Origin of the sequence: Rhodococcus sp. p52, from assembly GCF_000763325.2 — a bacterium.
In the GTDB taxonomy this organism is placed as follows: Bacteria; Actinomycetota; Actinomycetes; order Mycobacteriales; family Mycobacteriaceae; genus Rhodococcus; species Rhodococcus pyridinivorans.
In genome coordinates, this window is sequence record NZ_CP016819.1 from 989,621 (window position 1) to 1,011,118 (window position 21,498).

General features: G+C 66.0%; 20 protein-coding genes and 1 riboswitch. Of the genes, 13 read left to right on the forward strand and 7 right to left on the reverse strand.

Annotated elements, in window-relative coordinates:
- The first annotated feature begins 5 nt into the window (after nt 1-5).
- The 5 genes from IM25_RS04380 to IM25_RS04400 all read left to right on the forward strand — a co-directional run bounded on the left by IM25_RS04380 (nt 6) and on the right by IM25_RS04400 (nt 5,680).
- Nucleotides 6-1,232, forward strand: coding sequence for a GAF domain-containing sensor histidine kinase (locus IM25_RS04380; RefSeq protein ID WP_232333401.1), 1,227 nt, complete (start codon nt 6-8; stop codon nt 1,230-1,232).
- A complete protein-coding gene (locus IM25_RS04385; protein ID WP_006552214.1) occupies nt 1,229-1,867 on the forward strand; it encodes a response regulator in 639 nt (212 codons plus the stop codon). Before IM25_RS04380 ends, IM25_RS04385 begins: the two co-directional genes overlap by 4 nt.
- Before the next feature lie 129 nt (nt 1,868-1,996).
- Nucleotides 1,997-3,307, forward strand: coding sequence for an MFS transporter (locus tag IM25_RS04390; RefSeq protein WP_033097428.1), 1,311 nt, complete (start codon nt 1,997-1,999; stop codon nt 3,305-3,307).
- A 175-nt stretch (nt 3,308-3,482) separates the two neighbouring features.
- A complete protein-coding gene (locus IM25_RS04395) occupies nt 3,483-4,244 on the forward strand; it encodes an SDR family oxidoreductase (RefSeq protein WP_019288289.1) in 762 nt (253 codons plus the stop codon).
- A gap of 14 nt (nt 4,245-4,258) precedes the next feature.
- The gene (locus IM25_RS04400) at nt 4,259-5,680 is read left to right on the forward strand and encodes a potassium channel family protein (protein ID WP_232333402.1); all 1,422 of its coding nucleotides are present in this window, start codon (nt 4,259-4,261) and stop codon (nt 5,678-5,680) included.
- 87 nt (nt 5,681-5,767) lie between these two features.
- On the opposite strand, the gene thiC is transcribed toward IM25_RS04400, so the two are convergent.
- Nucleotides 5,768-7,552 carry a phosphomethylpyrimidine synthase ThiC gene (thiC, locus tag IM25_RS04405; protein WP_065996467.1) on the reverse strand — a complete coding sequence of 595 codons (1,785 nt, stop codon included), beginning with the start codon at nt 7,550-7,552 and terminating at the stop codon, nt 5,768-5,770.
- Nucleotides 7,551-7,660, reverse strand: a riboswitch (TPP riboswitch). Its footprint overlaps the gene before it by 2 nt.
- A gap of 1,031 nt (nt 7,661-8,691) precedes the next feature.
- On the opposite strand from thiC, the gene IM25_RS04410 reads away from it, so the two are divergent.
- The gene (locus IM25_RS04410) at nt 8,692-9,420 is read left to right on the forward strand and encodes an MOSC domain-containing protein (protein WP_006554673.1); all 729 of its coding nucleotides are present in this window, start codon (nt 8,692-8,694) and stop codon (nt 9,418-9,420) included.
- A gap of 6 nt (nt 9,421-9,426) precedes the next feature.
- Here IM25_RS04410 and IM25_RS04415 read toward each other — a convergent pair whose 3' ends face one another.
- Complete coding sequence (locus tag IM25_RS04415; protein WP_065996468.1) at nt 9,427-10,860, reverse strand: acyl-CoA synthetase; 1,434 nt, start codon at nt 10,858-10,860, stop codon at nt 9,427-9,429.
- Nucleotides 10,861-11,001: 141 nt separating this feature from the next.
- Between IM25_RS04415 and IM25_RS04420 the strand changes: the two genes are divergently transcribed.
- The 3 genes from IM25_RS04420 to IM25_RS04430 all read left to right on the forward strand — a co-directional run bounded on the left by IM25_RS04420 (nt 11,002) and on the right by IM25_RS04430 (nt 12,752).
- Nucleotides 11,002-11,739, forward strand: a complete 738-nt coding sequence (locus IM25_RS04420; protein ID WP_019288282.1) for an IclR family transcriptional regulator — start codon at nt 11,002-11,004, stop codon at nt 11,737-11,739.
- 123 nt (nt 11,740-11,862) lie between these two features.
- The gene (locus tag IM25_RS04425) at nt 11,863-12,534 is read left to right on the forward strand and encodes a hypothetical protein (protein ID WP_006554670.1); all 672 of its coding nucleotides are present in this window, start codon (nt 11,863-11,865) and stop codon (nt 12,532-12,534) included.
- Nucleotides 12,534-12,752 carry a helix-turn-helix domain-containing protein gene (locus tag IM25_RS04430; RefSeq protein WP_033097430.1) on the forward strand — a complete coding sequence of 73 codons (219 nt, stop codon included), beginning with the start codon at nt 12,534-12,536 and terminating at the stop codon, nt 12,750-12,752. Before IM25_RS04425 ends, IM25_RS04430 begins: the two co-directional genes overlap by 1 nt.
- 98 nt (nt 12,753-12,850) lie before the next feature.
- Here IM25_RS04430 and fahA read toward each other — a convergent pair whose 3' ends face one another.
- From fahA to IM25_RS04450, 4 genes are all read right to left on the reverse strand, one after another.
- The gene (gene fahA / locus IM25_RS04435) at nt 12,851-14,035 is read right to left on the reverse strand and encodes a fumarylacetoacetase (RefSeq protein ID WP_033097431.1); all 1,185 of its coding nucleotides are present in this window, start codon (nt 14,033-14,035) and stop codon (nt 12,851-12,853) included.
- A complete protein-coding gene (locus IM25_RS04440) occupies nt 14,032-14,913 on the reverse strand; it encodes a hypothetical protein (RefSeq protein WP_033097432.1) in 882 nt (293 codons plus the stop codon). The genes fahA and IM25_RS04440 overlap by 4 nt, the downstream gene beginning before the upstream one ends.
- Complete coding sequence (locus IM25_RS04445; RefSeq protein ID WP_033097433.1) at nt 14,910-16,112, reverse strand: homogentisate 1,2-dioxygenase; 1,203 nt, start codon at nt 16,110-16,112, stop codon at nt 14,910-14,912. Before IM25_RS04445 ends, IM25_RS04440 begins: the two co-directional genes overlap by 4 nt.
- A gap of 116 nt (nt 16,113-16,228) precedes the next feature.
- On the reverse strand, nt 16,229-16,759 hold the full coding sequence (locus tag IM25_RS04450) for a MarR family winged helix-turn-helix transcriptional regulator (RefSeq protein ID WP_033097434.1): 531 nt from the start codon (nt 16,757-16,759) through the stop codon (nt 16,229-16,231).
- 157 nt (nt 16,760-16,916) lie between these two features.
- Here IM25_RS04450 and IM25_RS04455 point away from each other — a divergent pair, with 157 nt between their 5' ends.
- The 3 genes from IM25_RS04455 to IM25_RS04465 are packed head-to-tail and all read left to right on the forward strand — an operon-like array spanning nt 16,917 to nt 19,330.
- On the forward strand, nt 16,917-17,567 hold the full coding sequence (locus tag IM25_RS04455) for a DedA family protein (RefSeq protein ID WP_006554664.1): 651 nt from the start codon (nt 16,917-16,919) through the stop codon (nt 17,565-17,567).
- Nucleotides 17,568-17,576: 9 nt separating this feature from the next.
- The gene (locus tag IM25_RS04460) at nt 17,577-18,668 is read left to right on the forward strand and encodes a sensor histidine kinase (RefSeq protein ID WP_033097435.1); all 1,092 of its coding nucleotides are present in this window, start codon (nt 17,577-17,579) and stop codon (nt 18,666-18,668) included.
- Nucleotides 18,656-19,330, forward strand: a complete 675-nt coding sequence (locus IM25_RS04465; RefSeq protein WP_065995792.1) for a response regulator transcription factor — start codon at nt 18,656-18,658, stop codon at nt 19,328-19,330. The genes IM25_RS04460 and IM25_RS04465 overlap by 13 nt, the downstream gene beginning before the upstream one ends.
- 13 nt (nt 19,331-19,343) lie before the next feature.
- Here the strand turns inward: IM25_RS04465 and IM25_RS04470 are convergent, their stop codons facing one another.
- Nucleotides 19,344-19,748 (reverse strand): hypothetical protein, encoded by a 405-nt coding sequence (locus IM25_RS04470; protein ID WP_065996469.1) that lies wholly within the window; start codon nt 19,746-19,748, stop codon nt 19,344-19,346.
- Nucleotides 19,749-19,964: 216 nt separating this feature from the next.
- Here IM25_RS04470 and IM25_RS04475 point away from each other — a divergent pair, with 216 nt between their 5' ends.
- Nucleotides 19,965-21,470, forward strand: coding sequence for a YhgE/Pip domain-containing protein (locus IM25_RS04475; protein ID WP_065995793.1), 1,506 nt, complete (start codon nt 19,965-19,967; stop codon nt 21,468-21,470).
- The last annotated feature ends 28 nt before the right edge of the window (nt 21,471-21,498 follow it).

A 21,498-nucleotide genomic window follows, 5' to 3' on the forward strand; every position in this document is an offset into this window, starting at 1 on the left:
CCACCATGACGGGTCACCCGAGACCCCGGAAAGAAGATCGAGGAAAGCCGGTGTCGGAAAATACACCTACTGCAGCTCACGAGTTCACCCACTCGGACCTCAAACCGTCGATCCTCGACAATCTCGCACTTTCGCGCGCCGAGCTGCTGGTTCTGACCGACGAAGCGTCGGCGATGACCACAGCAGGCCAGCGGATCCGGGAGATCGGCGACTTCGACATGTCGCTCATCGGGCGCGTCGAGGTCGATGGGGTGATGGTCCACCGCAGTTGGCAGGGCACGAAGAGCAACGCTCTGCACCGACTGGTGGTGCCGGAAGGGATCGGGCTCGGCGGCAAGAGCATCATGCTCCAACAACCCGTCTGGGTACGGGACTATCTGTCCGATCCCGGAATCACCCACGACTTCGACGCGCTCGTCGAACAGGAGTCACTGCGAGGAATGCTTGCCGTGCCCATGGCTTATGAAGGTCATGTACTCGGCGCCATGTACGTCGGCACCCGCGAATATTCGTCCTTCGGTGATCGAGTCATCGCAGAGATCCAATCGATCGCCGAAACGGCCGCCGTCACTCTCCTCAGCGCCCAAAGGGCCGCCACCCAGACAGAACTCGCCCTCGAAGCCGAACGGAAACGGCTCGCCGAATCCCTACACGATTCCGTGAGCCCGGTCCTTTTCCGGATCGGTGCCGAACTGCAGAGCCTGCGCGCCCTCGCTGACGCGCAGGCGATCCACGATCGCCTGCAGGAGATCACCGAACAGGTACACGCCGTCAATGCTTCCATCCGCAGATCGCTGACCGACCTCACCGCGCGGCCCCCCGAACGGAATCTTCCGGTCGGCATCGAGGAGGACTGCCAGGCATTCACGCTCCGGACCGGTATCCCGGCCCGTTTCGTGCCACTGACCGAATCCCCCGACCTCGATGTCAGCCGCGTCGAGGCACTCCAACGCCTTGTTCGCGAAGCGCTGGTCAACGTGGAGAAACACGCCGACGCGTCCACTGTGGTGGTCAGCTTGTCGGCGCGGTCGGGCAAGGTGACGGTCGTCATCAGCGACGACGGCCGGGGCGTCGACGGCACCGACGATCCGATGCGAGGAAGCCAGCTGGGGCTCGGATTGGCTGCAGGGCGCCTCGAGCGGCTCGGGGGCGGCATGTCGGTGGTCAGCGACGACGAAAGCGGCACCACCGTGCGCGGCTGGGTAGACGCTCTGGAGGGACCGAGCACATGACCGCGCCACCGAAGACCATCCGCATCCTCGTCGTCGACGATCATCCGATCGTGCGTGGCGGCGTGGAACTACTCGCCCGCGAGGACACCGACCTCGAAGTCGTGGGAGGTGCACTGACCGGCTCTGCCGCGGTCGAATTGGCCCGCACCCTGTCCGTCGACGTCATCCTCCTCGATCTTCGGCTCCCCGATATCCCTGCACCGGAACTGATTCCGCGTCTTCGTCGAGTTGCGCCGCACGCGCGGATACTGCTGTTCACCGCGTTCGCCGATCACGGTGCCATCGATCTACTGATGGAAGCAGGCGCCGACGGCTGCCTCGTCAAGGACATCAGCGGACAGGACTTCGCCACAGCCATTCACCGTGTGTCCAGCGGAATCCGGGTGGTCGACCCGAGGTTGACGGGACCACGAAAAGTCGTGACCTCCGAGGCGCTGTACCGGGCCGGCCTGACCCGGCGCGAGTACGAAGTGCTGCGTTTTGCGGCCATGGGTCACAGCAATCCCGAAATCGCTCAGGAACTGTCTCTCACCCGCAACACCGTAAAGACCTATCTGCAGAGCGCCATGCAGAAACTGAACGCGCGCAATCGCGTCGAAGCCATTGCACGCGCTCACGAACTTCGCTTGCTCTGAATCGAATTCGCTATACCCGGAGCGCACTCCACCTCTCCACATGGAGATGTTATGTGTTCTGGGTCACCCATATATTGAGCCGCAGAAATCATCTCGCGCTCGCGGCAACGGAGGCCCCACATGCCAAAAATGTCCCAAACATCGAAAGTAGGCTTTGCCAGCGGTGTCGGCACAACAGTCGAATGGTACGACTTCTTCATCTACGGCACCGCAGCCGGACTCGTCTTCAACAAGATCTTCTTCCCCGAGTTCGACTCTCTGATCGGCACTCTGCTCGCGTTTGCCACGTTCTCTGCCGCCTTCGTGGCGCGCCCGCTCGGCGGAGTGGTGTTCGGTCACTTCGGTGACCGGATCGGACGCAAGTCCATGCTCGTGATCACCTTGACCATCATGGGCTTGACCACTCTCGGAGTCGGGCTGCTCCCGAGCTACGAGACCATCGGCGTCGCCGCACCGATCATCCTCGTCACCTTGCGTTTCGTGCAGGGTCTCGCACTCGGTGGTGAGATCGGCGGGGCGATCCTCATGGCCGTCGAACACGCTCCCGCCGACAAACGCGGCTACTACGGCAGCTGGGTGCAGATGGGCGTGCCGGCAGGACTGATGCTCGGTAACACGGTCTTTTTGTTGATGGCCGGACTGTCTCCCGAAGCATTCGAATCCTGGGGATGGCGCGTTCCCTTCCTGATCGGCGGCGCATTCGTCGCGATCGGCCTGTTCGTCCGACTGCATGTCGGCGAAAGCCCGAACTTCGCCCGCGTCAAGAAGAACGCACAGTTGGAGAAGCTGCCCATCGGGGTGGTCCTTCGCCACTACCCCAAGCAGGTCCTCCTGACCTGTGGTGCCTACTTCGCCATCGGCGTCACCTTCTACGGCACTACGGTATTCGGCCTCAGCTACGGCGTCACGCAGGTCGGCTACACCCGAAACCAGATGCTGACACTCGTCCTCGTCGCCATGGCGGTCACGTTCGTCGCACTACCGTTGTTCGGCAAGCTGTCGGACGCCTACGGCCGAAAGCCGGTCTTCCTCGCCGGGGTTCTCGCCATGCTGCTGTTCACCTTCCCCTGGTTCTGGCTGGTCAACTCCGGATCCTTCGCGCTGGCGATGATCGGGTTCGTGGTGTTCTGCCTCGCCTTCGCCACCTCCTACGGTCCCCTCGCAGCCTTCTTCGCCGAATCCTTCGACACCCGCATCCGCTACACCGGAATCTCCTTCGGCTACACGATCGGCACCCTCGCCTCGAGCGCTCCCGCACCGATCGTCGCCACCTACCTGCTCGATCGCACCGGCTCGTACGTCGCCGTGGCGCTGTTCATGGTCGCAATGTGCGCCGTCTCCGTCGTCTGCGTGATCGCCATGCGCGAGACCTACCGACAGGACCTGTCCGACAACGACGAAACCTCCGGACAGGAACAACTGTCACCGACCTCTCACTGAGCACGCTCACGCACCGGTCCCCGGTCGCCGACGCCCCGCCCCCTTCGGCCGGCCGCCGATTCGTCCGCACGACGATCCCACGGCCGTGGACCTCGACAGACATCCATCCCACCCCGATTCCCGGGGGCGCGGAACTCCCCCCCCCCCGCCCCCGGCACCCTCGAAACGAGTCCAGATGAGCATCGCCGAACCGTCGCTGCACCCGTTGGCTCTACCCACCACCTCACTGCGTGTCCTGGTCACCGGCGTCGAACAGAACGAAGGCGCCCACGTGGCCCGAACGTTGGCAGCCGCTGGACACCACGTGTTCACGCACAGCTTCACCCTCGATGCTGCCGAGTACCTCGCCGGCCGAGTCGCCGATGACGACGGGATCGCTCATCCGGTCGCGGCCGATCTGACCCTCGAATCCGACGTCGACAACATGTTCACCCACCTCGAGCGACGATATGGCGGCATCGACGCGCTCGTGCACACCGCATGGCTACCCGGCCCGGAAACAGCATGCCACTCGCTGAGCAAGATCCGCCCCGCCGACTGGGGCCGGTTCACCTACGACCACATGGCGTTGTTGTTCCACACCACCAGACGTGCTGCAGTATCCCTCCACCGCACCGGCGGCATCGGATCGATCGTCACCGTCACCGGCCTGGACACGCTCCGCAGAATCACCGACACCGATCGAGGACCGGCGCGAGACTCCATGGACGGCGCAATCGAATCCTTCGCTCTCGCCGCCGGACGTGAACTCGGCAGTAACCTCTTGCGGATCAACAATATTCGTCTGGTACCCACCCCGACTCCGGAGACAAGTGTCACCGCTGCTGCCCCGATACGCCTCGAAGCGGTGCTGCCGGAGCTGATCGACCCAACATCCGATATCGGCTCCGGTGGCATCTTCACTGCCTACACCTCGTTCCCTGCACCTGTGCGGTGATCGGCGTCGGCCCGATGTCCCCATTCGTTGTCATCGGCGCGTCGAATGTTGCCCGGCTCGTGTGCGCGTCGCTCACCCAACGCCACTTCGATGTTGTCCACCTCGATGCACCCGACGACCCGGAACTTCTGCAGATCACCCAGCACGACCCGGCCGGGGTCGCCGTCGTCACCCACGACGACGCGGTCGCCGTCCGTTATGCCCTCGCCATCGCCCACATCAGTCCCCACACACCGATGGTCGTGACCGTCTTCGATCGCACCATCGCCAACCAGCTCACCCGATTGATTCCCCACTGTCAGGTAACCTCCCCCGCAGACCTCGCGACACCGTCCCTGGCCGGCCCGTGCATCGCTGCCACGATCGACGCCGCGCACACCGCGCCCGATGGCACCACACGCGTCCTCCGGCAATCGGCCCACGGTGACCAACCGACCTGGCAGCCGTTACCCCACAGCCGCACCAGCAGAATTCGCCGCCGATTCGTCCACTCCGTAGGCACACTGCGATCCCACGACGCCGGCACCCGCATGCTGCTCACCGGCCTTATCGGACTGCTCGCCATCCTCCTGATCGATTGGATATGGCTCACTGTCGGCAAAGGCCACCACTGGGTCGAGTCCCTCAAAGAAGCAGTCCAGGTCGTCGCCACCGTCGGTCCCGCACCGGCCTCATACGGCGACCACACCTATGACGTGTTCGCGGCTCTGGCGATGTTGGCGGCGATCGTGTTCACCGCCATGTTCACCGCCGGGATAATCGAACGTCTGCTCGGAACCAGCCTCATCGGCTTGATCGGTCAACGGGTTCTCCCCCGCCGCAACCACGTCATCGTCGTCGGATTGGGACAGGTCGGTCTCCGGTTGTGCCTCGAACTCCGCAAACTCGGCATTCCCGTCGTCGCCATCGAACGCGACGATCGAGCCCGCAATCTGCGCCTGGCCCGAGCACTGAACATTCCCACCATCGTCGGGCACGGTACCGACAGACCCCTCCTCGAACGCGCCCGCCTCGACCGGGCCCGATGCCTTGCCGCCGTGGGCTCCGACGATCGTGACAACATCGCCGTGTCCGTAGCAGCCCACGGAGTGCACTCCGACGCCAGACTCGTCCTCAGAGCCGGCGAACACGAAGCCCTCACCGACACCGGATCCCTCCTCCCGCTAGGGATCACCAGGAATGTCGCAACCTTGAGTGCAACCTTCGTCGTCGCCCGACTGCTCGGTCTCGACGCACACCGTGTGGTAGTCGCAAACGACACGATCCACCTCGAACTCGACGGGTCCTTCGAACAGTTCGTCCTCGCCGCACGACACCATTGCCCCCATGTCACCGGGACAGATGCTCACTACCCCTCGTTCGAGGTACGACTCCGACGAGCGCCTTCGAGGCAGCGCACATCAACATGGCACGAATCCGGAGCCGACAGACAATAGCGTCGACGATTGTCCAGTCATGCAGCGCTGGCGAGTTTCCTCCGTCGCACTGTGACCGCCAGCGACATTGGGAACTCACCCGACTCCTTACGTGGGCACACCGCCCGTTTCGGCTCCAATCGACTCGTGCCCCGCCACATCCTCGAGGGCCGGAACGGTGGGCGCGTTCAAGTACACCGTGCTGCCGGCGGCCCTGAACTGGTCGGACATATGTTGCATCCCGGCGACGGCGGCCTGGTCGGCGGCGTCACCGAACCTGGTCCGGATGTCTTGGGAGATACGCATCGAGCAGAACTTCGGCCCACACATCGAGCAGAAGTGCGCTGTCTTGGCCGGTTCGGCCGGAAGCGTCTCGTCATGGAACTGCTCGGCCGTATCCGGATCCAGCGACAGAGCGAACTGATCCCGCCACCGAAACTCGAAACGCGCCTTCGACAACGCGTCGTCGCGCTCGACGGTACCGGGATGGCCCTTGGCGATGTCGGCGGCATGAGCGGCGATCTTGTACGTGATGACCCCGGTCTTCACGTCGTCCCGATTCGGCAGTCCCAGATGCTCCTTCGGGGTGACATAACACAGCATCGCGGTGCCATGGCGGGCGATCTCGGTGGCCCCGATCGCGGAGGGGATGTGGTCGTAGCCCGGAGCAATGTCGGTCACCAGCGGCCCCAGGGTGTAGAAAGGCGCTCCATGACATAACTTCTGTTGACGCTCCACATTTTCCCGCACCCGATGGATCGGGATGTGGCCAGGGCCTTCGACCATCACCTGAACGTCGTGAGCCCAGGCACGGGTGGTCAGTTCGGCAAGAGTGTCCAGTTCGGCGTACTGCGCGGCGTCATTGGCGTCGGCGATCGACCCCGGTCGCAGCCCGTCCCCGAGGGAAAATGCCACGTCGTAGCGGGCGAAGATCTCGCACAGTTCGTCGAAGTGGGTGTAGAGAAAATTTTCCTCGTGATGGGCGAGGCACCAACCGGCCATGATCGACCCACCTCGGGAGACGATGCCGGTGAGCCGCTCGGCCGTGAGCGGTACGTAGCGCAGCAGCACTCCGGCGTGGATGGTCATGTAGTCCACACCCTGCTCACACTGCTCGATCACGGTGTCGCGGAAGATCTCCCACGTCAGCGCATCGGCCTGGCCGGCGACCTTCTCCAGAGCCTGGTAGATCGGCACCGTGCCGATCGGCACCGGGGAGTTGCGAATGATCCATTCTCGGGTGGTGTGGATATCTTCGCCGGTGGACAGGTCCATCACAGTGTCCGCGCCCCAACGGGTGGCCCAGCGCATCTTGTCGACTTCGTCGACGATGGAGCTGGTCACCGCTGAGTTGCCGATGTTGGCATTGATCTTCACCAGGAAGGACTCGCCGATGATCATCGGCTCGGACTCGGGGTGGTTGACGTTGGCGGGGATGATCGCCCGACCCGCCGCCACCTCCGAGCGCACCAGTTCCACGTCGCAGTTCTCCCGCAGCGCCACGAACCGCATTTCCTGGGTGATGATCCCCGCCCGGGCATAGTGCATCTGCGTGACCGTCCGGCCTGTCTTCGCTCGCACCGGGACAGGTCGGGGCCCCTTCCACTCCTGGGACGCCTCTCCACGCCGCACAGCCGAGCGGCCATCGTCGAGCAGATCCCGTTCTCGCCCCGGGTAGTGCTCGACGTCGCCGCGAGCAGCAATCCAGTCGGCGCGCGTCGGCGGGAGCCCGACCAGCGGATCGCTACCGGGACCTGCAGTGCGGTAGACCCGCAGCGGCGGGGTCGGCACCCCGCCGGGAGAGTCGTTCAAGCGGATCTCTGTGACAGGTACACGCAGGTCGTGTTCCTCGTCGTGGACATAGCTCAGGGCATGCGAATTGGATGCACTCATCGGAATCGTTCCTACTTCCTTCGCCGGCATTACCCGGGCAGGTTCGACGGTCGCAGGCTGCCTCAGCCCGATCTCAGCCCCTGCAATAGGGCTCCCGTGGGGACGTCACAGACCCTAACACCCGACTCGTCTCGCTGCAGATGTAGCTGGTCCGGTCGTCGGAGCGGTGCGAAGTCGGCCCGTCCTGTACGAGCTACGAGGAGGTACTCTTCTATACGTCATCGACTGTTGACTCGAGGAGATCGGGATCTCGTCCGCACAGCTGGCCTTCGATGGGGACTGCTGCACGATTCGGCGACAGTTTCGGTCACGCAGCCTGTGCGACTGGTGTGGTCATGATGGTTTCGAACTCGACCGGCGTCGATCGGGGGAGAGGCAGGTCCGGGACACCAGCAGGTCGACGGTCACGCCGAGAGGCCGTAATGCTTCGGCGATCTCTTCGAAGTGTTGCGCCGAGCGAGAATATCGGTCGGGGCCATGAGGACCGCCTGAAAGCCGCCTTCGCTTATCAGTAACGCAAACGCAGTGGCTGCCAGGACGGGGGCCTTTCCGGCGCCGACGTCTCCCTGCAGCAGCCGATTCGTCGGCCGGAGGCGGTCATGTCGGTGTGGATATCGGCTATCACCCGCAGCTGTGCACCTGTGGGTGTACGGCAGGCAGGCCAACCATGCATCGAGCAGTCGCCCGGTGGGCTTGTGGGCGATGCCGACTTCTGCGGCTTGTGCGTTTCGAAGCACTCCGAGGGCAAGCTGCGACCGCAGGAGTTCTTCATAGGCCTGTCGGTCCCGTCCCTTTTCTGCGTGCTGTTTGGATGCGGGGACATGGACAGCGCGTAGCGCGGTCAGCCGCGACGGCAGCTTCCGTTGAGCCAGCAAGGTCGAGGGATTCGGGTCATCCAGCTTCGGGAGTCGGCGGCGTGCATCGACCGCGGCACGGCGCAGCATCCACGTGTCCACCTCATGTTTCTGCGATTGGGGTAGATCGCGAGCAGTGGTGCGGTGGATTCGCTCATCGGCTCCAACAGTGGTGAGGTCATCTGCAATGCGCCGTTGAAGAACATGGCGGAGACTCGGGTGTTTTCGTCCGCGAGTTGGAATCGCACGTAACATTTTCCCCAGTTCCCCGTATGCTCACGAGTCGTGCGTATCGATCAGGTGTGGCGTTATCCGGTGAAATCGTTCGGAGGAGAACGGATCGACGCCGCAGCGATCGAAGCGGACGGTGTGCGCGGCGACCACCTGTGGGCGCTGGTCGACGCCGAAACCGGAAACATCGCGAGTGCGAAGCGTTTCCGACGCTACGGACTGCTGTTGACCTGCTCCGCACGACTTCTGAACGACGACGACCCCCGCGATCCGGCGGCACTCGAACTCACGCTCGCCGACGGCACGGTGGTGCGCGGCGACGATCCCGAGGTCGACGACCTGCTGTCGAAGCTGCTCGGTCACGACGTGCGGCTCGAACCGCGCGACCGCACCTACGACGAGGCGCCGGTGCATCTCGTCTCCCGCTCCGCGGTCGAAGCGCTCGGCACCGGCGACCCCACCGATGTCGCGTTGCGGCGGTTCCGGCCGCAGCTGGTCGTCGACACTCCGGACACGACCGGTTTCGTGGAGGACGAATGGATCGGCCGACGGGTGTCGGTGGGCTCGGCAGTCCTCGAACCGCACAAGCGCACCGCGCGGTGCGTCATGGTGACGCTCCCCCATCAGGAGGTTCCCGCGCGGCGCGACATGCTGCGTGAGGTGATGACCGCGCATCAGGTGCCCAATGTGCCGGAGGGAAAGCCGATGCCGTGCATCGGTGTCTACGCGACCGTCCCGACTCCCGGCGACATCACCGTCGGCGACGAAGTCCGGATCGGGTAGACCGGGTCACTTCCCGGCGAGGTAGTCCTCGACGAGAAGCTTCTTCTGCACCTTGCCCATGGCGTTGCGCGGAAGAGCGTCGGCGGTACGGATCTCGCGGGGGCGCTTGTGGATCGACAGGGTCTGCGCGACGAAGTCCGAGAGTTCGCCCGGATCACGGAGATCCCCGACGACGTAGGCGACGATCCGCTGTCCGAGATCGTCGTCCGGCACACCCACCACCGCCGCCTCCTGCACGCCGGCATGGTTCAGCAGCGCATGCTCCACCTCGCCGGCGCCGATCCGGTAGCCGCCGGACTTGATCATGTCGACCGATTCGCGGCCGACGATGCGGTGGAAACCCTGGTCGTCGATCACGGCGATGTCGCCGGTCTTGAACCAGCCGTCTTCGGTCATCGACTCGGCGGGCTTCTCGGGATTGTTCAGGTAGCCGTCGAACAGGGTCGCGCCGGACACCTCCAACTGGCCGAGGGTGTCGCCGTCGTGCGGCACGAGGTTGCCGGCCTGGTCGCGCAGGCGGGTGGAGACGCCGTGGATGGGCAGTCCCACCCAGCCGGGCCGACGCTCACCGTCGTGGCGGGGGCTGATCGTGATGATCGTTTCGCTCATTCCGTACCGCTCGATCGGCGCGGAACCGGTGAGGGCGAGCATGCGCTCGAAGACCGGAACGGGAAGGGGCGCACTGCCCGACACCAGAAGTCGCGCGGACGACAGTGCGCGAGCAAGCGATTCGTCGGCGACGACCCGCGACCACACGGTGGGAACACCGAAGTAGAGCGAACCACCCGCCGCTGCATAGGATTCGGGCTTCGGTCGCACCGTGTGCACGAGCGACGAGCCCTGCCGGAGCGCACCGACGACGCCGAGGATGAGTCCGTGGACGTGGAACAGCGGAAGTCCGTGGACGAGAGTGTCGTCGGACGTCCAGTTCCACGCCTCGGCGAGACCGTCGAGACCGGCCGCCACGGCGGACCGCGAGAGCACGACTCCCTTGGGGGCGCCCGTGGTTCCCGAGGTGTACATGATCATCGCGGCACTGCCCGGATCGGCCTCCGCGTGCGAGGACGACGAACGCGCGCTCGCGTCGACCGGGATCGCGGGCAGGGTGACGTCCTCGGGGGCCGCGCCGAGCCACAGCTGCGCACCCGAGTCCTTCAGGATGTGGGCGCGCTCGGCGGGACCGGAATCCGGCGGCACGGGCACCGCGGCCACACCGGCCATGAGGCATCCGGTCGTGGCGATCACCGTCTCGATGCTCGCGGTGGCGTCGACAGCGACCCGCGAGGAGCCTGCGACCTCGTCGGCCACAGCGGCGGCAGCCGCGATCAGTTCGGATCGGGTGAGCGAGACGTCTCCGACGCGGACAGCGCTGCGGTCGTCACTGCCTGCTCCGGACTCGGTGAGCGAGGTCAGCAACGGCACGGGCGTGGTGGTGGTCATCGGTGGTGGTCCCTTCTCGACGTCCTGCCGGACGGTGTCGCGCGGTGCACGGTCCACATTGTGGACCAGCGTGCTACGATGCGGTCCGGCTCAACCTATAGCCCGTGCCGCCTGCCGTCAACGACCGCGCGAAAGGTTCCGATGAACAGCGTTCTCACCGCACTCCGCGTGTTCGAGGAGGTCGCGACCACGCAACCGGTCGGACTCTCGGACTTGAGCAAGCGACTCGACGTCCCCAAGAGCACCGTTCAGCGATGCCTCAAGACCCTTGCCGAAGCCGGCTGGCTGCGCCCCTCGACGACGAACGCCGGGCAGTGGGTCATCACCGGCCGCGCATTCAGCCTGGGCAGCGCGATGTCGTCCGGCGACGACCTGCGCGAGGTCGCACTCCCCGAGCTGAACCGGCTGCAGACCGAGACGGGCGAGACCGTCCATCTCGCCGTGCCGGACGGGAACGAGCTGGTCCTGATCGAGCGACTCGACAGCGCCCATCAGCTGCGCGCCTTCCTCGCGCTCGGCACGCGCCTGCCTCTGCACGCCGCGTCCACCGGCAAGGCCTATCTCGCGTCGCTGCCCGACGAACGGATCGAGAATTTCCTCGCGACCGAACTCCCCTCGCTGACCGAGCACACCGTCACCGATCCGGCGGCTCTGCGCGAGGAGATCGCCGAGATTCGCGCCCGCGGGTACGCCGTGACCGAACAGGGGCTGCATGACGGCATCGCCGCCGTCGCCGTCGCCCTGCGCGGGCGCGGTGGCACCGTGCGCGGCTGCTTCAGCATCTCCGGCCCGGCTTCGCGACTGACCCCCGACCTCTTCGCCGACTACGGCGCGAAGGCGCTGGCAGCGCGGGACGCGATCGAGCGTCGCCTACCCTGATCCGCTCCGAGCAGGACTGGCGGGCGCCCCCACCTCTGGACATATCGTTTATCGATAGGTATAACGATTATCGATGGTATCGACAATCGATAGCCCCGCCGTCCGGCGAGTTCGGAGACGACCATGAATTCCACCCACGACACCGACCGCCCCCAGGGCCCGGGCGCCGAACCCGACACGCTCTCCCCCACCGAGACGTCGAAGAAGGACCGCACCGAACTGTGGGCGTCGCTCTCGGTCTTCGCGCTGACCTCGGTGATCGTGCTCTTCGACTACGTCGGCGGGCTCCTCCGCTCGCTGAACGAGGGCATCGTGACGGCACGGGTCGAGTTCGACGACCCGACCTCCCCAGTGCTCACCACGCCGAACGGCACCGACCTCGCGACCGCTTCGACCACCGTCGTCGACGCCCCCACCGACACGCTCTCCCCCGTCACCGTCGGATTCCTGCGCTCCGCCGAAGCCCTGCAGACCCTCGGCTACCTGGCGGCCTTGGGCCTGCTGAGCTGGATCGTGGTCCGATTCGTCCGCGGGCGACTGTTCGACCGTGGCGTCATCCGGCTCGTGAACGCCGCCGCCACCATCGCCATCGCAACGGTCTTCGTGCCGACCATCCCTCGAACGCTCGGCACCAACATGCTCATCCGCGACGTGGACATGAACGACGTCCTCGACAACGCCCCGATCGGCCCGGAGTTCTGGTACGCGTACGTCTTCTGCATGGCGTTGTCCGCCGTGGCAGTGGTCCTGCGGATCGGAAGCCGTATGGCCCGCGACAACGAAGGCCTGGTCTGATGCCACCCGAGAGTGAGCATACCGTCCTGTGTCACCTCGACCGGCTGCTCGCGGACCGCGGGATGACGTTGACCGAACTGGCCGAGCAGGTGGGAGTGAGCGTCGTGAACCTGTCCGTGCTCAAGAACGGACGCGCCCGCGCGATCCGATTCTCGACCCTCACCGCCCTGTGCCGTGTGCTGGATTGCTCTGTGGGCGACATTCTTTCGGTCGACTGACCGACCCCGAACACGGCGATGCCCGGAACCTCGTGGGTTCCGGGCATCGCCGATGGTCCGGCCGGTGGCGCTCCGGCTGACGCACGGACCTGTTTCATTCATTCCCCGATCGCGGGAAGAATGCGGGTGCGGACCTCACCGAAGCCGATGCGCGTCCCGTTCGGGCCGGGAGCGGTGGCCGAGATGGCGATCTCGTCGCCGTCCTCGACGAAGGTGCGCGTCTCGTCGCCGACCTGCACGGGTTCTGCTCCGCCCCAGGTGAGTTCGATGAAGGCGCCGCGCTGGCCCTTCTCCGGGCCGGAGATGGTGCCGGATCCGAACAGGTCGCCGGTGCGGGTCGCGGCACCGTTGACCGAGGTGTGGGCGAGCATCTGCGCCGGCGACCAGTACATCTGCGCATACGGCGGACGCGACACGACGTGCCCGTTCCACTCGACCTCGAGATCGATGTCCAGACCCCACTTCTCGGTGCCCTTCAGGTACGGCAGCGGTTCCGGGTCCTGCACCGGGGTGTCGATACGGGCGGCCTCGAGGGCAGCGAGCGGAACGACCCACGGCGAGATCGACGTCGCGAAGGACTTGCCGAGATTCGGGCCCAGCGGCACGTACTCCCACGCCTGGATGTCGCGGGCCGACCAGTCGTTGAGGATGACCGCACCGAAGCAGTGGTCGGCGAACTCGTCGGGCCGGATCTGCGATCCCATCGGGGAGCCGACACCGACGACGAAGCCCATCTCGGCCTCGATGTCGAGGCGGATCGACGGACCGAAGACCGGCACAGGATCGTTGGGGCCCTTGCGCTGTCCGCACGGACGCACGATGTCGACCCCCGAGGTCACGACGGTGCTCGACCGACCGTGGTAACCGACGGGAAGGTGCTTCCAGTTCGGCATCAGCGGGTCGGGGTTCTGCGGGCGGAACAGCCGGCCGAGATTCGACGCGTGATTCTCCGAGGCGTAGAAGTCGACGTAATCGGCCACCTCGATCGGCAAGTGCATCGTCACGTCGGCAACGGCGAAGACCGCCTCGTCGGCGACATCGCCGGTCACGAGTTCCCTGATCGCAGCGCGAACTTCGTCCCACCGTGCACGACCCTGGGCCATGAACGCGTTGAGCGAGGGCTCGGCGAAGACGACGTCGTCCTCGAAGACACGGCTCAGGTCGAGAACCGTATCTCCGACGCGGACACCGACACGGGGTTCGCTGTCGGCCGTGGAGAAGATGCCGTACGGCAGGTTGTCGATCCCGAAGAGCGAACCCTCCGGAATGGCGATGGTGGTCATGCGTTCGTTCCTTCGGTGATCGGGGAAACGGTCGAGGGCGCCAGACCGAGGTCGAGCAGATCCTCGAGCGGTTCGGCGATGCTGCAAGTGCCGTACGACAGGAAACGGCGCCGGACCTCTGTGGCCCGGTCGTCGGAGAGTGCGCCGAGACGTGCGGAGAGCACTGCCCCGTCACGTTCGGCCAGCACGGACGCGACCTCGTCGATGTCGGCTCCGGACAGCACCGCGTCCACCGCGGCCAACAGGTTCACGAACCCGTGCTGTTCGAAGCCCGTCCTCGGGTCGGTGTTGCGCACCGCGTGGTGCAGACCGGCGGTCGCCTTGAACGGAACTCCCGTGGTGACGACCGTCGAGACCGCTGCGGCGAGCTCGGCTTCGTCCGGATAAGCCTCCGCCACGATCCCGCCGGTGCGGAACTTGGCGGCGTACGGCGTCCCGGTCAGTCGGGCGAGGATCTCGGCTCGGCGCTCGTCACGCGGAACCTCGACGAATACATCGATATCCGGTCGACTCACCCTGATCTCGTCGAGCGCCGCGAACAGCTCGTCGACGGATTGCTCTGCGGGGACCGCGATCTCGAGGGCCACCACGGACACCGAGTCCATTGCGTCGACCTGCTCGAGTGCGGGCCGGACGGCGGCGGTGCCGGTCGGTGCGGTCAGGCTCAGGGTCGGCTCACCGGGATACGGGTGCTGCGCCAGGTGATCTGCGAGTTCATCGAGGCGACCGGCCGGGAAGACGAACGCTCCGACGAGCGGTGCGTGCGCGGACGAGCGGTGCCCGGCGTGGGCGGGAACGGCGACGGGCAGCGGGGTGTTGCCCGGAGGGAACAGCGCAGCGTCGTCGCACAGTCCGGTCAGGAGAGGTCCGAAAGTCATTCGGCCGCTCCTGCATTGCGGTTCCAGCTGCCGGCGTAGGCGGCGTCCTCGCACGCGAGCGCACCCTCACCGAGTTCGAGCGGGCGGAAGGTGTCGACCATGACGGCGAGTTCGTCGAAGAACTCGACACCGATGCTGCGCTCGTAGGCACCCGGCTGCGGGCCGTGCGCGTGACCACCGGGGTGCACCGAGATCGAACCCTGGCCGATGCCCGATCCCTTGCGGGCCTCGTAGTCGCCGCCGCAGTAGAACATGACCTCGTCGGAGTCGACGTTCGAGTGGTAGTACGGCACCGGTACGGCCAGCGGGTGGTAGTCCACCTTGCGGGGCACGAAGTTGCAGATGACGAAGTTGTTGCCCTCGAACGCCTGGTGCGCCGGCGGCGGCTGGTGGACGCGACCGGTGATGGGCTCGAAGTCGTGGATCGAGAAGGTGTACGGGTACAGGCAGCCGTCCCAGCCGACCACGTCGAAGGGGTGGTGCGGCATCAGGTAGCGGGTGCCGACGATGCCCTGCGAGGTGCGGTGCTTGACCAGCACCTCGACGTTCTCCTCCTCGACCTGCATGAGCTCGGTCGGTCCGTGCAGGTCGCGTTCGCAGAACGGCGCGTGCTCGAGGAACTGCCCGAACTTCGACAGGTAGCGCTTGGGCGGCACGATGTGGCTGTTGGCCTCGATCGTGTAGGCGCGCAGCGGTGCGTCGCCCTTGGGTACCCAGCGGTGGGTGGTGGCCATCGGCAGCAGGACGTAGTCGCCGGCCTTCGCCTCGAGCGGACCGAAGACCGTCTCGACGGTGGCCTCACCGGACTCGACGTAGACCATCTCGTCGCCGACCACGTTGCGGTACAGCGGCGAGGGCTCGGTCGACACGACGTACGAGATGCGGACGTCGGCGTTGCCCAGGACCAGACGACGACCCGTCACGACATCCGTCTCGGCCCAGATCGTCTCGGGGAACAGATCGTGCAGCTTCAGGTGCCGCGGCTCGAGCGGATGGTTGGGCCTGGTGGTCTGATCGGGCAGCTTCCACTCGGTCGCGTCGACGATCGCCGACGGGATGTACCGGTGGTAGAGCAGCGCCGAGTCGGACGAGAAGCCCTCCTCGCCCATCAGCTCTTCGTAGTACAGGTTGCCGTTCTCGTCGCGGTGCTGGGTGTGACGCTTAGGCGGGATGACGCCGAGCTGTCGGTAGAACGCCATGATCTGACTCCTCGCGGATCTCGGGCGTGCGAGGGAAGGTCGCTCGCCTGGAATTAGTAAATACGTTAACTAATCCGAGGGTGTGAGCGCAACCACGGAGAGGTCACGAGGCTGTGTCAGTTGCGTCCGCGCACGTCGAACTGGCTGCGGTTGGTGATCAGCTTGTTCAGGAGCATCACGAGAATCTGCTGCTCGGTGGGGGTGAGCACCTCCACCCAGGCCTCCTCGCGCTCGTTCTGAGCACGGAAGCTGTCGCGGATCTCCTTCTCCCCTGCTTCGGTGAGCGACAACTGCACCGAACGCGCGTCGTGACTGACCGGAGTCTTCTCCAGGATTCCCGCCTCGACCAGCGGTTTCGCGAGGTTGGACACGGCGGCGCGGCTCATCCCGGTGAGCCGCGCGGCGACGTTCGGTTCGATCGGGCCCGCGAGCCAGATGACGAACATGAGCCGATAGGCCGACCACGACCGGCCACGCGGACGGTGGACCGCGGCCTCGAGGTCGTAGGTGACGATATCCGAGGCCCGATTGAGGGTGAGCAGGACTTCGGTTGCTCTGCGGTGATGTTCGCCGCCGAACTTGCTGTTCAGACGCTCCTGTGCGAGTTCGACGAAGGACCAGTAGTCGAGGTCGCGGGGTCTGGACATGCGGTCACAGTACCGCAGATCCGGGATAATTCATCTATTTACTATACGGTCGAGCGGCCGGCATTCGGCAGGACTGTGGAAAACCGCACTCCGAACGCCGCGAAGTCGGCGGAAAACCGCAGCGACCTGCACGTTCATCGCTCATAGTGTTCCGGACATGAACCTCGCACACACCCTCACGCAGTCCCCCACGGACGAACTCCACGGCCTCGCGGGTCTGTCGCTACAGCTGATGGAGATGCTCGGAGCACCCGGTGCCGGTGTCGCGGTCGCCGCGGAGAACCTCTTCCCGCCGATCCCGAGCGAGGTGATCCTTCCCCTCGCCGGCTTCGCGGCCTCCCGCGGGGAGATCTCCCTCGTCTCGGCCGTCGCGTGGACCACCCTCGGCTCCCTCGTCGGCGCACTGCTGCTCTACCTCGCCGGACGCGCCTTCGGCCGTCAGCGGATGTATGCCGTTGTCGAGCGACTCCCCCTGGTGAACACCTCCGATCTGCGGCGCGGCGAAGAGTGGTTCGCCCGGCACGGCGAGAAGTCGGTGCTCCTCGGCCGGATGGTGCCGCTCGTGCGGAGCGTGATCTCGGTTCCCGCCGGGGTGGAGGCCATGCCCGTCGGTCGGTTCGTCGTCCTGACCGCCCTCGGTAGCGCCCTGTGGAACTCGATCTTCGTACTCGCCGGATACCTCCTCGGTGAGAACTGGGGAGTCGTCGAACCGTATGCCGATGTGCTGCAGAAACTCGTGATCGTCGCGGTGGTCGCAGCAGTGGCGGTGTTCGTCGTCCGCCGTGTCCGATCGATTCGCGCCCGTTAGGGTCGGTCCGTGATCGATCACCTTCGGCGCTCACTCGGGACCTCGGTCCGCGCCGTCGTCGGGCTTCTGCTCGGGATCGTCACCGCGGTGACGGGTGTGGCGGCATCGGCTCGCCGTACCACCGACGGACCGGGTCGCGCGGCCGAACGCGACCGTATTCGTCTCGTGCGATGGTTCGACGCCGAGGCGGTCCGGGATCTTCCGGATCGCGAGCCGACCGGATATTTCCTCGTCCGCCTGGCCTACGGTCCGCTCGTCGGCCTCGTCGTCCTGCTCGTCCTGATCTCCGCGACCGGCTACGGGGGCTGGGCGTTTGTCCTGCTGGCAGGCGGTCGCATCTCCGTCGCCGACGGTCTCGTCTCGCTCCTCGTCGCCGCCGTGATGATCTATCTCTCCGTCCGGATGGCGATGATCGTGGGCCAGTGGGACGTCCGCACAGCCCTGCGGTTGCTCGGCGACGATGCCACGCAGCATCGCCTCCGCGACCTGCAGCGCACCCGCGCCGACGTCGTCACCGCCATCGACGACGAACGCCGGCGGATCGAACGCGCCCTGCACGACGACGTCCAGCAGCGGGCCGTCGCGCTCGCACTCGACGTGGGTCGCGCGCGTCGCACCGCCGAACGCGGCGGCGGGAACCTCGTCGCCGACCTCGACAACGCCGTCGCCCAGGCGCAGGCGTTGCTCACCGAACTGCGCGACGTGGCGTGGCGGATATACCCGGCCGCGCTCGACGAGCACGGAATCACCGCGGCGCTGGAAGGGTTGTCCGCGCACACCTTCCTCCCCGTCGACCTGGATCTGTCGATCGACCCGGAACCACCACACGATGTCGCGGCAGCCGCGTACTACGTTGCCGCGGAAGGGGTCACGAACTCGACGAAGCACTCCGGCGCCGACAACGTGTCGGTGACCGTCGCGGCGGACGGTCACGTCGTCACGGTCACGGTCGTCGACGACGGATGTGGCGGGGCCGAGATGACGGGCTCCGGGCTGACAGGTCTCGCGCGCCGTGTCGCCGCGCTGGACGGGCAGTTCTCCGTACACAGCCCCCGCGGAGGGCCGACCGTCGTGGAAGCGAGGATCCCGTGCGCATCGTGATAGCCGAGGATTCGACCCTTCTTCGCGAGGGCCTGTCCCGGTTGCTCGCGGACGAAGGCCACGAGGTGGTTGCCGGTGTGGGCAACGCCGTCGAGCTGCACCACGTCGTCGAGCGCGAGGTGCCCGACCTCGTGTTGCTCGACGTGCGTATGCCACCGACCTACTCGACGGAGGGCATCGACGCGGCGCGGTGCATCAAGGAGGAGCACCCGCAGGTCGCTGTGCTCGTGCTGTCGCAGTACGTCGAGCACCGGAACGCGACCGGCCTGCTCACGAACGGCTGGGGTGGCGTGGGCTATCTGCTCAAGGATCGCGTGTCGGACGTGGGGGCGTTCCTCACCGACCTGGAACGTGTGGCCGCGGGCGGGACGGCCTTCGATCCCGAGGTGGTGCGGCAACTGTCCGCGAGCACCCGCCGCACCGACCCTGTCGCCACCCTCACCGAACGCGAACGCGAGGTGCTCGAGGCCCTCGCCCAGGGTTTGACGAACACCGGCATCGCCGATCGTCTGACCATGTCGGTCAGCGCCGTCGAGAAGCACGTCAATTCGATCTTCGTGAAGCTCGACCTGCCGCGCGAGGCCGACCGTAGTCGGCGGGTACGGGCGGTTCTCCTCTATCTCGAGCGCACAGGCACCCCGAGCTCACGGGACGACCGCTGACGCCCCGTACGGATCAGAAGAGCGGATACACGAAGTGCCCGACGCCTCCGCCGGGTGCGCTCGACCCCGTCACATTCGGAAGGTTCGCGGGCAGACGCTGAAGCTTATGTGGACGGCCTTCGAGGTCGGCCTGCCAGCAATCGGTCGTCACGCCGTGGAAGCCCTGACACACGATGCGGGTGTTCGTGCCGAAGGGCGAGGTCAGCCGCGGCTCGTTCACCAGCGGATTCCAGTAGGCAAGCTCGTCCGGCGTGAGCCAGTTGGCGGGGTCCACGTCGTACACGTAGATCGGACTGTTCGGTTGCTGGACCGGCCACTCGTCCTGCGCCGCCGCGATGCCGGCGCCGCCGAGGACGACCCCTCCTGCCACTGCGGCGACCGCTCCCGCTCGCAGTACCCGCCGAAATCCGTTCGCCATCGTTCCCTCCACCCATTCTGTCGGATCCGTCCGTCGACCACATCGAAACACGGACCGCGGGGTCCGATACGACAAACCGAAATTGTCGATCTCCGACGCTTTCCGGCAATTCGGGCGGGGAGGACGCCTTCGAGTGACAGATCACGCAACCCGACCTCGCGTGCATTCGAGCACTCGAGCCCTCCAAGAGCACACATCTGTGTGCACAATTGATAGGTGAGTTCAACCCAGTCGACCACCGATCCGCACCACGGCACCCTTCGCAGCCCGCGCTTCTGGCTCGCGCCCTTCGCTGTCGTCGCAGCGATGATGAGTGCCCTGGCCTACTTCTATCTCGGCGCACTCCTCGATCCGAGCGAGAACCTGAGACAGTTCCCGATGGCCATCGTCAATCAGGACGTCGGCGATGTGCTGCCCGGATCGGACGAGCGACAGAACTTCGGCGACCAGATCACCGAGGGCATCCTCGACGGCATCGATCCCGAGGAGATCGACCTCCGACGGATGGGAATCTCGGCCGCCAACCAGGGCCTCGACGACGGCAGCCTGTACGGCGCGATCGTCATCCCGAGCGACTTCACCAAACGCATCTCGATCCTCGCGCAGGCCTCGGTCGTTCCCGGTGACATCGAGAAGCCGATCATCACCCTCTACACGAATCCCCGGACGGGCGCGTTCGCGACGGGCATCGTCACGACGATCGGCGACCGCGCGCTGACCCAGGTGAACGACACGGTCGGGCAGCAGCTGACCGAGACCGTCACCGCGACGCTCGCAGAGTCGGCACCCGACCTGCAATTGTCCGGAGCTTCCAGCCTCGTCCTGACCCAGCCGATCGATGCACTCCCCGTCGAGCACAAGCCGCTGCCCGACGGGACGGGCGCCGGCCTGTCCGCCTTCTTCTACACCCTGCTGCTGATCCTGGCCGGCTTCACCGGCGCCACGATCATCAACGCGGTCGTCGACAGCGCCCTCGGTTTCGTGCCCACCGAATACGGCCCCCTCTACATCGCGCGGGAGACCACCCGGATGTCGCGCCTGCAGGTGCTGGCACTCAAGTGGGGCATCACGGTGGTCATGTCGTTGATCGTCTCGGCGTTGTATGTGTGGATCCCCACCGCACTCGGCATGCCGGCGCCGCGCGCGCTGCTGCTGTGGGAGTACGGGGCGCTCGCGATCTCGGCCGTGGGCATCACGTCCCTCGCGGTGATGTCGATCTTCGGCGCGGCGGGCCTGCTGGTGAACCTGATCGTGTTCATCGTGCTCGGCCTGCCGTCGTCCGGTGGCACCATTCCGATCGAGGCCACCCCGCGGATGTTCGAATGGTTGTCGACCTTCGAGCCGATGCACCAGATCTATCTCGCGGTGCGGTCCATCCTCTACTTCGACGGACGACCCGACGCCGGGCTCGGCCACGGCGTGACGATGACGATCGTCGGCGTCGTGTTCGGTCTCGTCGTCGGCGCCCTGGTGACGTGGATCTACGACCGCGTCGGTTTCCACCGGGCCGCGGACGCACCCGTGCGTCTGCCCTGGCGGCCGTCGCGACAGCAGATTCGGGATTCTGCGGTCGCGACCGACACGGTTCGTTCGAACGACAGCGTGGACGCCGGTGAGGACGATCGTGACGATACGGGCGAATCCTCCGGCAGCTCCGAGGATGCGGGCGAAAGCGACGGGCCCACGAACGAAATGGGGGACCCCGCCGCGCGTCGGGGGTAGCGGCGGAGTCCCTCCACTACCACGGTAG

Bases quoted from the DNA above. Each gene is read 5' to 3' on its own strand.
- IM25_RS04380 (WP_232333401.1), top strand. From the start codon at position 6: ATGACGGGTCACCCGAGACCCCGGAAAGAAGATCGAGGAAAGCCGGTG.
- IM25_RS04385 (WP_006552214.1), top strand. From the start codon at position 1,229: ATGACCGCGCCACCGAAGACCATCCGCATCCTCGTCGTCGACGATCAT.
- IM25_RS04390 (WP_033097428.1), top strand. From the start codon at position 1,997: ATGTCCCAAACATCGAAAGTAGGCTTTGCCAGCGGTGTCGGCACAACA.
- IM25_RS04395 (WP_019288289.1), top strand. From the start codon at position 3,483: ATGAGCATCGCCGAACCGTCGCTGCACCCGTTGGCTCTACCCACCACC.
- IM25_RS04400 (WP_232333402.1), top strand. From the start codon at position 4,259: ATGTCCCCATTCGTTGTCATCGGCGCGTCGAATGTTGCCCGGCTCGTG.
- thiC (WP_065996467.1), bottom strand. From the start codon at position 7,552: ATGAGTGCATCCAATTCGCATGCCCTGAGCTATGTCCACGACGAGGAA.
- IM25_RS04415 (WP_065996468.1), bottom strand. From the start codon at position 10,860: ATGACCACCACCACGCCCGTGCCGTTGCTGACCTCGCTCACCGAGTCC.
- IM25_RS04420 (WP_019288282.1), top strand. From the start codon at position 11,002: ATGAACAGCGTTCTCACCGCACTCCGCGTGTTCGAGGAGGTCGCGACC.
- IM25_RS04425 (WP_006554670.1), top strand. From the start codon at position 11,863: ATGAATTCCACCCACGACACCGACCGCCCCCAGGGCCCGGGCGCCGAA.
- IM25_RS04430 (WP_033097430.1), top strand. From the start codon at position 12,534: ATGCCACCCGAGAGTGAGCATACCGTCCTGTGTCACCTCGACCGGCTG.
- fahA (WP_033097431.1), bottom strand. From the start codon at position 14,035: ATGACCACCATCGCCATTCCGGAGGGTTCGCTCTTCGGGATCGACAAC.
- IM25_RS04440 (WP_033097432.1), bottom strand. From the start codon at position 14,913: ATGACTTTCGGACCTCTCCTGACCGGACTGTGCGACGACGCTGCGCTG.
- IM25_RS04445 (WP_033097433.1), bottom strand. From the start codon at position 16,112: ATGGCGTTCTACCGACAGCTCGGCGTCATCCCGCCTAAGCGTCACACC.
- IM25_RS04450 (WP_033097434.1), bottom strand. From the start codon at position 16,759: ATGTCCAGACCCCGCGACCTCGACTACTGGTCCTTCGTCGAACTCGCA.
- IM25_RS04455 (WP_006554664.1), top strand. From the start codon at position 16,917: ATGAACCTCGCACACACCCTCACGCAGTCCCCCACGGACGAACTCCAC.
- IM25_RS04470 (WP_065996469.1), bottom strand. From the start codon at position 19,748: ATGGCGAACGGATTTCGGCGGGTACTGCGAGCGGGAGCGGTCGCCGCA.